Annotated in this window: 10 protein-coding genes; all 10 read right to left on the reverse strand. The window is 37.9% G+C overall.

Features of this window, described 5'->3' with window-relative positions; translation table 11 throughout:
• Position 1 precedes the first annotated feature (1 nt).
• The 10 genes from ACIPKN_RS25215 to hflX all read right to left on the reverse strand — a co-directional run bounded on the left by ACIPKN_RS25215 (position 2) and on the right by hflX (position 12,292).
• The gene (locus tag ACIPKN_RS25215) at positions 2 to 1,009 is read right to left on the reverse strand and encodes a siderophore ABC transporter substrate-binding protein (protein ID WP_400941492.1); all 1,008 of its coding nucleotides are present in this window, start codon (positions 1,007 to 1,009) and stop codon (positions 2 to 4) included.
• A gap of 51 nt (positions 1,010 to 1,060) precedes the next feature.
• Positions 1,061 to 1,822, reverse strand: a complete 762-nt coding sequence (locus ACIPKN_RS25220; protein ID WP_142508546.1) for an iron ABC transporter ATP-binding protein — start codon at positions 1,820 to 1,822, stop codon at positions 1,061 to 1,063.
• Positions 1,819 to 2,772, reverse strand: coding sequence for an iron chelate uptake ABC transporter family permease subunit (locus tag ACIPKN_RS25225; protein WP_400941495.1), 954 nt, complete (start codon positions 2,770 to 2,772; stop codon positions 1,819 to 1,821). Before ACIPKN_RS25225 ends, ACIPKN_RS25220 begins: the two co-directional genes overlap by 4 nt.
• Entirely contained in the window at positions 2,765 to 3,715 is a 951-nt protein-coding gene (locus ACIPKN_RS25230; protein WP_142508548.1) for an ABC transporter permease, read from the reverse strand. Before ACIPKN_RS25230 ends, ACIPKN_RS25225 begins: the two co-directional genes overlap by 8 nt.
• Positions 3,716 to 4,165: 450 nt before the next feature.
• Positions 4,166 to 5,218, reverse strand: coding sequence for a YkvI family membrane protein (locus tag ACIPKN_RS25235; RefSeq protein WP_400941497.1), 1,053 nt, complete (start codon positions 5,216 to 5,218; stop codon positions 4,166 to 4,168).
• A gap of 248 nt (positions 5,219 to 5,466) precedes the next feature.
• Positions 5,467 to 6,573: an o-succinylbenzoate synthase gene (gene menC / locus ACIPKN_RS25240; protein WP_400941500.1), complete on the reverse strand. Its 1,107-nt coding sequence runs from the start codon at positions 6,571 to 6,573 to the stop codon at positions 5,467 to 5,469.
• A gap of 22 nt (positions 6,574 to 6,595) precedes the next feature.
• A complete protein-coding gene (locus ACIPKN_RS25245; protein ID WP_142508551.1) occupies positions 6,596 to 7,420 on the reverse strand; it encodes a GNAT family N-acetyltransferase in 825 nt (274 codons plus the stop codon).
• Positions 7,420 to 8,565 (reverse strand): M20 peptidase aminoacylase family protein, encoded by a 1,146-nt coding sequence (locus ACIPKN_RS25250; RefSeq protein ID WP_400941503.1) that lies wholly within the window; start codon positions 8,563 to 8,565, stop codon positions 7,420 to 7,422. The genes ACIPKN_RS25245 and ACIPKN_RS25250 overlap by 1 nt, the downstream gene beginning before the upstream one ends.
• Before the next feature lie 546 nt (positions 8,566 to 9,111).
• Positions 9,112 to 10,599, reverse strand: coding sequence for a peptide MFS transporter (locus tag ACIPKN_RS25255; protein ID WP_400941505.1), 1,488 nt, complete (start codon positions 10,597 to 10,599; stop codon positions 9,112 to 9,114).
• Between the two features lie 406 nt (positions 10,600 to 11,005).
• Entirely contained in the window at positions 11,006 to 12,292 is a 1,287-nt protein-coding gene (gene hflX / locus ACIPKN_RS25260) for a GTPase HflX (RefSeq protein ID WP_132361507.1), read from the reverse strand.
• Positions 12,293 to 12,490: the final 198 nt, after the last annotated feature.

The raw sequence follows: 12,490 nt of genomic DNA on the forward strand, positions 1-12,490 counted from the left end.
ATTATTTAAACGCCTTTAAAACGTCTTCAGCTTTTTGAGTTTCAGAAGTTAAACCGCCACCAGATAAATACCAAACTTGTGGATCTAGATAAAAGATTTTACCATTTTTCGCAGCGTTAGTAGCACCAACGATTTCGTTTTCAATTGCAGCTTTTGTACCAGACTCGCCTTCTGGATTTACAGCAGCATCACGGTCAACTACGAATAAAATATCTGGGTTTGTGTCGCGTACATATTCAAATGATGCGTTAGAACCATGTGTAGAAACTTCAATTTTTTCATCAGCAGGTTTTACACCAAATACATCATGGATCACACCGAAACGTGAACCAGGACCATATGCAGATAATGAACCTTCAGAACCTAGAACGATTAAAGCTTTTTCTTTAGCTGAAGCTGTTTTAGCTTTAACTTCCTCTACTTTTGCTTCGTATGCAGCAAATGCATCAGCAGCTTCTTTTTCTTTACCAAAAATCTTACCAGCTAATTCAGTTTTTTCTTTGAATGATTCCACGAAATTTTGATCATCTACACCTACATATACAGTTGGCGCAATTTTAGATAATTCATCGTAAGCAGATGCTTGACGACCAGAGATGAAAATAATGTCTGGATTCATAGAAGAGATTGCTTCAAAGTCAGGCTCTTTTAAAGCACCAACATTAACATAATCTTTACCAGCATATTTACCTAAGTATTTTGGAACTGATTTTTGTGGAACACCTGCAACTTTAACACCTAAAGCATCTAAAGTATCAAGGAAACCATAGTCAAATACAACAACATTCTTTGGTTGCTCTTTAAGCGTTACTTCTTTAAAAGTATCTTCACCATCTTTGATAGCTGGGATCGTAAGTGGGTAAGATGTAGCTTCTTCCTTTTGCTCTTCAGCTGGCTTATCAGTTGAAGAACCTTTATCTTCTTTTTTTGCTTCGTCTTTAGAACCGCAAGCAGCTAGTACTAATAGCATCATTGCCATTAACACAGTAAGTAATTTCCAATTTTTCATTGTAAAATTGCTCCTTTATTTTTCAGATGGACATTTCCATCTATTATTTTTTTAAGAGTTAAAATATACACAAATGCGACAACCATTCTGTTCTTGAACCGGGATATCCATATCATAAATTTCCTTAAGCGCATCAGAGTTGATGATGTCATTTGTTGGACCGTCTTTGACAACACGTCCATTTTTTAATGCGACAATATGATCAGAGTATACGGAAGCAAAGTTAATATCGTGTAATACAATGACAACTGTTTTCCCTAGCTCATCAACGAGCTTTCGCAAAATTTTCATGATTTGCACAGAGTGCTTCATGTCTAAATTGTTAAGCGGCTCATCAAGCAAAATATAGTCTGTATCCTGCGCAATAACCATTGCAATAAATGCACGTTGACGTTGACCACCAGATAATTCATCCAAATAATTGTGCTGAATATCCTTTAAATTCATATATTGAATTGCTTCATCTATCTTTAGCTCATCCTCAGGCTTCAAATTCCCTTTCGAATAAGGGAAACGCCCAAATGAAACAAGCTCACGAATTGTTAGGCGAACATTCATATAGTTTGACTGTTTTAAAATGGATACTCGCTTCGCAAAATCATCCGATTTCCAACGACGTACATCTGATTTATCGAGTAATACTTCTCCAGTGTCTGCATTAAGTAAACGGCTTACCATTGAAAGCAATGTTGATTTACCTGCGCCATTCGGTCCAATAAAAGACGTAATTTTTCCTGGTGCAACGTCCACACTGACATCTTGAATGACCGGTTTTTTCCCAAAAAACTTAGAGATTTCTTTTACTTGGATCATCCCGCTGACCTACTTTCCTTCAATAATAAGTAGATGAAGTACACGCCACCTACGAAGTTTATAATAACGCTTAGTGTTGTATCGAAATTAAAAATACGTTCGACCACCCACTGTCCACCGACCAAAGCTACAATACTCATTACACAAGAACCTGCGATTATCACAGAGTGCTTGTACGTCTTGAAAAATTGATACGATAAATTTGCCACGATTAAGCCAAAGAAAGTAATAGGCCCAACAAGAGCTGTAGAAACGGCAATTAATACTGAAGATAATATGAGCATACGCTGTACAAGCTTGTCATACGGTACCCCTAAATTAATTGCTGTATCACGTCCAAGAGACATTACATCTAATTGGTTCATGTGACGCCAGCCATAAACAAAGGTAATGATTATGACAACACCAGCAAGCCATACTAAATCCGAATTGACATTGTTGAAGCTTGCAAACATTTTACTTTGTAAGCTTAAAAACTCATTCGGGTCTATTAGAACTTGGAAGAACGTAGTTACGCTTCCTAAAAACGTTCCGACAATCATACCGACAAGCAGCAAGAAATAAATCGGACGTTTTCCTTCCTTGAACAATACTCGATAAAATATTACCGCAAAGACAACCATCGCTAAAACAGCTAGTAAGAAATTGTATTTGGCGTTAATAACGAATATCGACATAGAGCCAAAGAAGAAATAGATGAACGTTTGAACCATCATATATAATGCATCAAGTCCCATTACACTTGGCGTTAAAATACGGTTATGTGTAATCGTTTGGAATACTACAGTTGAATATGCAATCGCAATTCCTGTTAACGACATCGCTACCACTTTAATAAGGCGGCGTGGAAACGCATAATGATAGTTACCATTAAGCTCATAAAATACATACAGTAAAATAGATGCTACAGCCAAACCTAGTAAAATCAACATTTTTGTACGGCTACGCATATGCTCTCCCCCTAAACAACATAATTAGGAAGATCGCACTTCCGATGACACCGACAGTCATACTAATCGGAATTTCATAAGGGAAAATCAGTACACGCCCTACAATGTCGCAGAATAATAAGAACGACATACCTAGTAATGCTGTATGAGGCAATGTCTTAGAGAGGTTATCCCCTTTGAACAGCGAAACTATATTTGGAATGATTAAACCAAGGAACGGTATCATACCAACTGTTAGCACCACTGTCGTCGAAATAAGTGCTACTAACACTAAACCTAAGTTCACAACGAATTTATAAGAAAGACCAAGGTTTTTTGCAAAATCCTCACCCATTCCTGCCACTGTGAAGCGGTTCGCATAAATGTAAGCTAAAATCAGCACGGGTACACTTATGTATAAAAGCTCATAACGACCTTTCATCATTAATGAGAAATCTCCCTGTAACCATGCAGAAATGTTTTGGATAATATCCGCCTTATACGCAAAGAACGTCGTAATTGACGAAAGGATATTCCCAAACATTAAGCCAATAAGCGGTATAAAGATCGCATCTGTAAACTTTATTCGATTTAATATTTGCATAAACAATAATGTGCCGGCTAAAGCAAATATGAAAGCGAAGGAAATTTTTTGAAAGTACGTGACATTTGTGAAAAACATCATCGAAATTAGTACCCCCAACTTTGTAGCATCTAATGTACCTGCTGTCGTTGGTGACACGAACTTATTCCTACTTAAGCTTTGCATAATTAAACCAGCAATACTCATACCTGCACCTGCTAACAAAATTGCTACAAGCCTCGGTATACGACTGATAAAAAATAGTCTAGTTTCTTCTGATTCAAAATCTAATAGATCACTCGGTTTTATATCAACTACACCGATAAATAGTGAAACTATAGACAGAACAACAGTTGCTGTAAAAAGATATCTTTTTTTCATTGTAATCCCCGGTAGATTCATTTTTGCTCGTAATCATTGAAAATGATTATCATTACTCACGATTCTCATTATAAGCGTGTTTCCATTCTCAGTCAACCTACAACTGAGAATTATTCTCGCTTTATTTGAGAATCCTTACAAACAAGAATTCTCAACGAAAAATTTGCCTTCAGCGTTATTTCTAAAGTTAAAAATTTCCACATTTTTTACACAAATAAAAAGGTAATTGAGAATAAAATACTAATTCCTTCTCAATTACCTTATCAAAGCAATTAAACCTCGGCATAATTGCGTTCGGAGGCTTTGGGCCAATGGATGTATTGCCACAGGTGACGTGGCGTTTTTAGACTGAGTTCTTCTATTTAAGCGGATGTTTGGACACCATTAAAAAGTGACTTAAAACCCCATTCATCTCACCACCATAGAAGCGGGAGATGTGCTCCAAAGAAGTTAAGTTATTCGTCGACCGCCTTTTAGCCACGCAAAAATAATTAACACGATTAATACAAAACCGACATATCCCATCACAGCATATAGCTTAGCTACAAGCGTTGTAAAACCCGCGAGACTTGCTAAAAAGGCCAAACTACCGATAAAAACGGCAGTTACCTTAAAACTGGCCTTATTAGGGTTTAAAAATCTCACCATAAATGAATAGAACATCCCCACTGCTGTATTATAAATCATCCCTAATAAAGAAAAGGACATCAATAGACCAATAAGAGGATGAATTTCATTTGCCAAAGCTAACATTGGTATATCAACGCCAACGATAACATTCATTTTTGCAAGAAGAGACAGGTTAATAAGTAGAATTAAAGCTCCAAGCAAAATCCCACCAATAATACCTCCCAGCCCTGCCACTTTTTCATTGCGAATAGACCCACACATAACAGTTAAAAGAGAAAAACATACACCGATATTAAAAGACAAATACAGTAAAGCAGTAACCCACCAGCTTTTAGAACTTAACTGTGCTTGTTGTGCAATAACAGCTTGTTCGACAAAGGTTAAATCCATCGTAGCTAATGAATAGATCGCTATTATCGAGACAATTGCTAGCAGATAGGGCGTAGCAATTGCAATAACGTTTATAATGCTCTTCACATCCATCATAACTGTCGCTATAGTAAGTACAATCATACAAATGCTCCCAAGCCAAACGGGTAGTCCAAACATTTGATGTAACGTAGCACCCGCTCCTGCAAACATGATTACTGCTACACCGAATAAGAAAAGCGACAGTAAATAATCCATCACCAAACCTACAGCATTACCTGAAATTTGATAAATTAAATCCTTGTGCGATGTCGTACGTAATCTTGAGCTAATTTGAGCAATGCACATTCCTACTAAGGCAAACCCAACTGTAGCAATAAGTGCACCATAAAGCCCTTGAAAGCCATAGCTCGTAAAATATAGTACGATTTCCTGTCCTGATGCAAATCCCGCACCGACAATAATCCCTACATAGGCACCACCGATTTGCAAACTTTTTTTCAATCAGTTCTCTCCCTGTTTATCCTATTATTGGGGTCATCACCAAAACGTGTGGTTGATTTCCGTTCCGACTGGGCTCTTTGCCGCTGACGCTTCGCTTTCGCGCAGAAAAAAACATTTGCCGCTGACGCTTCGCTTTCGCGCAGAAAAAAACATTTGCCGCTGACGCTTCGCTTTCACACAGAGCAGAACTTCCTGGGGGCGTCCGATGAGCCGCTTCATTCACGATGCTCGCTTTGGTGATGAACCTATTATTGATAGACCTTCTTACTGATTGTTTGCTTATCAATTACCTTCATATTAGGTGTATATCCAATTCCAGCCGTTTGTGGCACACGAATATAACCATCTTCTACAATTACTTCAGGTGTAATGACATCCTCATACCAATAATGACTAGAGCCTGCAGTATCCCCAGGCAACACAAAATTAGAGAGCGCTGTTAATGCAATATTATGTGCTCGTCCGATTCCTGCCTCTAACATACCGCCACACCAAACAGGGATATTATTTTCCTTACATAAATCATGAATTCTTCTTGCTTCCGTTAAACCGCCTACACGTCCTATTTTTATATTAATAACACCACAACTACCTAGCTCTATAGCTTTTCGAGCATCTTCGTAGGAGGTGATGCTTTCATCTAAGCAAATAGGCGTTTTTAACTTTCGCTGTAGCTTAGCATGATCGACAATATCATCAACTGCTAACGGCTGCTCAATCATTAATAGATTAAATGCATCCAGTTGCTGCAATACATCCATATCGTTCAATGTATACGCAGAATTAGCATCTACCATCAATGGCAGTTCTGGCATTTCAGCACGAATAGCACGAATAACTCCTACATCGTGACCGGGCTTAATTTTCACTTTTACTCGTTTATAACCTTTATTGACATGGCCTTTTAATAAATCAATTAATGCCTCTGTGGAAGATTGAATACCTACGCTAACACCTACCTCTATTTGTTCCTTAACTCCGCCTAACGCTTGAGCAAGTGATTGCTTCGTTTGTTGAGCGTAAATATCCCAAATAGCCCCTTCAATAGAGGATTTCGCCATGCAATTACGACGAATAGCAGAGAACAAAGCACTGACTTCATCTGGATGCCCGACCTCTTTATGTAACAAGATGGGGATTAAGAAGTCTTCAAGCACATGCCATGTTGTTTTTAACGTCTCCTCTGTATACCACGGCGCTACAAAGGCAACAGCTTCTCCCCATCCTACAGTTCCTGATTGATCTATCGCTTCTATTAGTAAGAGCTCTTTTTCATCAATTGTGCCAAAACTCGTTGTAAACGGTGCTTTCATAGGCATTTTTATATGTCTCACTGTAATCTGTTCTAGTTTCACACGATTTCACTCCTTATCCTTATTATAAAGCTAATAAGGAGCGTCTGACTAATAGATAGCTGTGAACATATTCCTTATTCTTTTTCACTCGAACAATTGCATAATTTTGTTCAAACAATGTCGTTAAAATAGTACGTACTTTATAACGCCAGTCCTCCGCAAGCCTAGGACTTTCCACTTTCATCTTTTGTAAAAATTGAGGAATGGGTAATAAATAGGCGTCCTTATAATACGATTGCTCTTGCTGAAATTCACCATCAACATCGAGCACCGGTAAGCCATCTACCGTTAAAGACCACGGTACAATTTCGTCAGCTTCTTCTTCCAGTTCATCTAGGGAATCCTCCACTCGATCGCGTTCAATCCACCATTCAACAACGATTCGATCTGAAGGTAGCCCATCGTTAAAGTCATCCTCGAGCGGACCATAGTAATCATTTTCGTACTGAAAACTAAAGGCATTGAGCTTTAAAAATGATAAATTAGCCATACACGCTTCTAGCGGATCAAATAGCCAAATCACAAGCTGAAACCCATGTTCTTTTGCATATTCCTGTTGGGCATGCTTTAATAATTCACCTACACCTTGTTCACGATATGTTTCCTCCACGCCAATCATGTGTGAGTGTAAATACATTTTTCCATGTCGATAGCCAACAAAGCAGTAGTTAAAGCCAATCAGCTTTTCTTCTAAATATGCTCCAAGGATTAATCCACCATTTTGTACAGCTGCTAACAATTGATGTGAGGGAATAGCCTGACTCCCCCATATACTTTCGTTCAAAATTTGTACTTCTGCAATTTCAGTAGGTGCTATTATTTTTTGAATACGTACTTTCTCTAACATTATGCTGATCCCTCCTTTGAGTTCCCCGACTCCAATGCTAACAATACCGCTCTTGTAAGAATTTCAACTCCCGTCACAAGCCTCGCCTGCTTAAATTTCATCTTTGGATGATGTAGGCCTGGTGTCACCCCACAACCTAAGCCTAACATCGTAGATTTTAAATGCGGGCGTTGAACAGTATAGTGATGAAAATCTTCTCCTCCAGGTGTATGAACTGGCTTTCTTAAATTCGACAACCCAGTTGCTTGCACGATTGCCTGCTCCATAATATATTGAGCAGTTGGATCTACTTCAGCTGCTACTACATTTGCTACTGTACGTAATTCAATCTGTACTTTATGCAAGATCTTGGAAGAATCAATAACCCTTTTTATTCCCTGTGCAAGGGCATCCATTACATCATTTTGCTGAGCTCGTATATCGATGGTAAACGCTGCATTTCCAGGAATAATATTGCCGGATTCTCCTCCAGCATGGAATTTGGTCATCTTAATTGATACAGGAACCATTGGATCTGTATGAAGTGTTCTTAAATCTTCAATAATAGTTGCTCCTACTTCAATGGCGTTCACGCCGAGATGCGGTCTTGCTGCGTGGGCATCTTCTCCAATGATTTCCCCCTCAAGCAATCGAGAGGCTCCATGATGCAATGCGGCACAATAAGTACCGTCTTCAAGCTCATGAACAGGTCTTACATGGACACCAAATAAAAAGTCTAAATCATCAATGATTCCTTCTTTTAAAACCGATAAAGCGCCAGTTCCTTTTTCTTCAGCTGGTTGAAAAATCACACGAATTGTACCGTTGAATGAAGGAGCAAGCTCTTTCAAAAGTAATAGAGCACCAATTGCCATCGTCATATGTCCGTCATGGCCACAGGAGTGGTTCGCACGAAATTCACCATCTACTTCCTGCCATAACGCATCAATGTCCGTACGCAAACCGACTTTAGGACTACCACTTCCTACGTCAACATAAAGTCCAGTACTGTTTTTAAAGCGTATTGGTGAAAAACCTTCACGCGTTAGTAAATCAACAATATAATTTGTTGTTTCTACCTCATGCCAGCTTATTTCTGGATTCGCGTGCAAATACGTGAAAATCTCCATTAATCTTGGCCTCAAACGACTTAAAGCTTCCTTCATAGCATCCAACTCCTTAAATTATCATACTATTAAGATTATTATAACGAAAATGAAATCTTTTCACACAAAAAACATATTCCCGCATTCAGAAAATTACCTACATGATACAGTTTATTACGTTCAGACTGTAGATAATTTATTATATCGAGTCATAAAGTACATTGATTAATCATCTTTTATCCACTTTTAATAATTAGAAGATGCTGATTTTCGCTAAAGGTTATAATAATATGCCTACATAAGTTAAATTTAAGGCTCATCCTCGAAGATTAGGGATGATATTTGATTAATTATGCCTCGACATAATTGCGTCCGAAATCGGCTTTGTGCTTAGACCTGCAGATGTTTTTTTGCGAAAGCGCAGTGCTAACGTAGCGGCAGCGGCAAATGTTTTTTTCTGCGCGAAAGCGAAGCGGCAGCGGCAAAGCGCCAACCGGAACGGAAATCAACTACACGTTATGTGATGTGCAAAGTATCAACAAGATTTCTCTTCATACAAAAAAGATGCAAATACAGTTATTTGAATAACTGTACTCACATCTTTGATTAGTTAATACCTCGCATAGCTTTTGAAATGAATGGCGAAAGTACTAATATTATGATCCCGAAAACAATTGATAATGAGCCTAAGAAACCGAAGTATGTGAATTCACTTACCACTTCATAGACTTTTACAAGTTGTGCGTTGATTGCTTGCGCTGCTGCGCTTGTTAAAAACCAAAGTGACATCGTTTGTGCAGCAAAAGCCTTCGGAGCCAATTTTGTAGTAACTGACAACCCTACTGGCGATAATAATAACTCCCCAACTACAACTAAAAAGAATGATAATACTAACCACCATGGACTTACTAAATCTGTACCACCAGATAAATACGCTGGAAGCATCATCACTAAGAATGACAATCCTGAAAAGAATAATGCATAAGCGAATTTACGCGGTGTAGATGGTTGCTTATCTCCCCACTTCATCCATAAAACGGCAAACAAAGGAGCCATTGTAACGACGAATAAAGGGTTTAACGATTGGAACCAAGAAGATGGAATATGAAAACTACCAATATCCAATCGTGTACGACTATCTGCATACGTTGCTAAAATAGTCGCCCCTTGTTCTTGGATTGCCCAAAACATTACAGCCGATAAAAACAAAGGAATATAAGCGAGTATGCGAGACTTCTCATCCTTAGTTGTTTTCTCACTGCGATACATATAAATAAAGTACACCGTTGGAATTACAATACCTAGTATCGTAATAATTAAACCAAAAACATTCACTGTTAGTACGCCAGTTTTGATACCAATTGCCCCAGCAATAATAATAAGTAGCGCTATAATCCCAAATCGTGTAAAGACTTTTTTTCGTTCTTCAGGCAGTAACGGGTTGTTTACCTGTAACCCTGCTAACCCTAAATATTTTTTTTCTGTTAATTTAAAAATAATTAAACCAGCCAGCATTCCGATCCCTGCTGCACCAAAGCCTAGGTGGAAATTATACTGTTGTCCAATTGTTCCGACAATTAATGGTGCAATGAATGATCCCATGTTAATGCTCATATAGAAAATTGAAAAACCTGCATCACGACGACTATCTGTATCAGCATACATATCTCCGACAATGCTTGAAACGTTCGGTTTTAATAAGCCTGTCCCAATGACAATAAAGAACATTGAAACAAATAACATGCTTACGCCACCAGGTAACGCTAGCAGGAAATGTCCAAACATAATGAACACGCCACCATAGAAAATGGTTCTACGTGTACCTAGTATTCGGTCAGCAATCCAACCACCGATAATCCCTGACATGTAAACCAGTGATCCGTAGATGGCCATAATGGAGTTTGCTAGTCCACGATCTAGACCTAAGCCGCCTTCATGCAATTCATAATACATAAAGAAAATCAGAATTGCTCGCATACCGTAGTATGAGAATCGTTCCCAAAATTCAGTGAAAAATAATGTAAAGAGCCCTTTAGGGTGTCCGACAAAGCCATTTTGAGGGACGGATTTTACAATTTCATCTTTAGTAGACATAAAAATATCCTCTCCCGATTTCATTATTCAATAATAATATTATTACCCAAAAGTAAGGATAAAAACTTTATTTCACCATACTAAAGTGTTTAAAAAACTTTTTCAAGAGTTTTAAAAAATGTTGAAATATTACACCTTTTCTCTAAATTCAGAATGATTTTTGTAGAATTATAGCAAACCTGTTGCTATTCCTAAGTTTTCTCACTTTTTGATATCTACTAAATTACAAACTACCACAAAATTATTCTAAAATACTTTATAGTCAGATTATTTATTTTATTAACAAATAAGCTAGCATTATCTATAATTTCATTCACAACGATATAAATTCGCTTTACGATTACAAAAAAGCACGCTAGAAACAAGGAGCGCTTCTAGCATGCTTTTAGAACAATGATGTGATTGCTTATTTAATGACATATTGTTGGAATTTTGCGTAATCCGCTTCTTTTACCTCTATTGTTAGAAGCGTACCATTTTCTTCATACGCTGTTTCATAGACAGAAGCATGTTCATTTAAATAAGAGACAATATTCCCCTGTTCATATGGAATAAGCATATTACATGTTACATAAGCAGAGAAAATATGCTGACGTACCATTTGCAATAATTCTTCTAACCCTATCCCTTGCTTCGCAGAAATCCAAATATTATCACCACTAATAACAGGATAAGGAACGTTTGCTATATCCGCTTTATTATACACATAAATTGTCGGAATCCCTTCAACGCCAACTGCCTTAAGCGTTTCATTTGTTACATCCATCATAAAGCCGTGCTCAGAATTGGAAACATCTACAACATGGAGCAGTAAGTCGGCGTCACGAGCCTCTTCCAATGTTGAGCGGAATGCCTTTACTAAATGATGCGGTAATTTACTAACGAAACCAACTGTATCTGTTAATAGGAATGTCTTTTTATCAGATAATTCTATTTGACGGACAGATGTTTCAAGTGTGGCAAAAAGCATGTCCTTCTCAAACACCTGTTTATGATCTTCTTGCCCTATTTTCGAAAGTAGCTGATTCATAATAGTTGACTTACCAGCATTCGTATAGCCGACAATGGAAACGACAGGGATCGCATTTTTACGTCGTTGTTTACGCTGCGTCTCTCGTTGCTCCTTTACATGCTCTAGCTCCTTCTTTATTTTCGAAATCTGATCCTCAATTTTCCGACGGTCGAGCTCGAGCTTTGTCTCACCAGCACCACGGTTTTTAAAGCCACCCCCTGTGCCACCACCTTGACGGCTGAGAGATGCATGTAAGCCGACTAAACGAGGTAGCATATATTGCAATTGCGCTAACTCGACTTGCATCTGTGCTTCACGTGTTTTAGCACGACGTCCAAAAATATCTAAAATCAACATCGTTCTATCAATAACCTTCGTCTCTAAATCGCGTTCTAAATTACGGATTTGCGAAGGTGATAATTCATCATTAAAGATTACTAAATTTGCTTGTGCTTCATCATAAAAGTTTTTTATTTCTTCAATTTTTCCAGTACCAACATAATGAGATGGCGTAATGCGCTCTAAATTTTGTGTGACGATGCCGGCAACTTCAACATTCAACGCTTCAGCTAAATTTTTTAGCTCCTCCATTGAATAATCAAAATGCTCATCATTCCGTAGATTTACACCAACTAATACAGCTTTTTCCAACAATATATCTACTTCTTTAATTCTATCCATCCACAAACCTCCCACCAAACTTTGGTGCTACTACGACAAATTTTCTTCATCTTACCATATAATGTCCTAATTCGTGTCGTTTAACATATATATCGTAAAAAAGGAGGCTGGGACAAAACCCCTCCCTAAACTAAAAAGCCGGTGAAATTTTACGATCAGTAAAATTTCACCGGCTTTGAATTTTTGTCATAAAAAATA

The sequence above is a fragment of the Lysinibacillus sp. NPDC086135 genome (assembly GCF_044746345.1).
In the GTDB taxonomy this organism is placed as follows: Bacteria; Bacillota; Bacilli; order Bacillales_A; family Planococcaceae; genus Lysinibacillus.

What these genes read in the sequence shown, in the direction of transcription:
- ACIPKN_RS25215 (WP_400941492.1), bottom strand. Translation starts at nt 1,009, where the DNA reads ATGAAAAATTGGAAATTACTTACTGTGTTAATGGCAATGATGCTATTA.
- ACIPKN_RS25220 (WP_142508546.1), bottom strand. Translation starts at nt 1,822, where the DNA reads ATGATCCAAGTAAAAGAAATCTCTAAGTTTTTTGGGAAAAAACCGGTC.
- ACIPKN_RS25225 (WP_400941495.1), bottom strand. Translation starts at nt 2,772, where the DNA reads ATGCGTAGCCGTACAAAAATGTTGATTTTACTAGGTTTGGCTGTAGCA.
- ACIPKN_RS25230 (WP_142508548.1), bottom strand. Translation starts at nt 3,715, where the DNA reads ATGAAAAAAAGATATCTTTTTACAGCAACTGTTGTTCTGTCTATAGTT.
- ACIPKN_RS25245 (WP_142508551.1), bottom strand. Translation starts at nt 7,420, where the DNA reads ATGTTAGAGAAAGTACGTATTCAAAAAATAATAGCACCTACTGAAATT.
- ACIPKN_RS25250 (WP_400941503.1), bottom strand. Translation starts at nt 8,565, where the DNA reads ATGAAGGAAGCTTTAAGTCGTTTGAGGCCAAGATTAATGGAGATTTTC.
- ACIPKN_RS25255 (WP_400941505.1), bottom strand. Translation starts at nt 10,599, where the DNA reads ATGTCTACTAAAGATGAAATTGTAAAATCCGTCCCTCAAAATGGCTTT.
- hflX (WP_132361507.1), bottom strand. Translation starts at nt 12,292, where the DNA reads ATGGATAGAATTAAAGAAGTAGATATATTGTTGGAAAAAGCTGTATTA.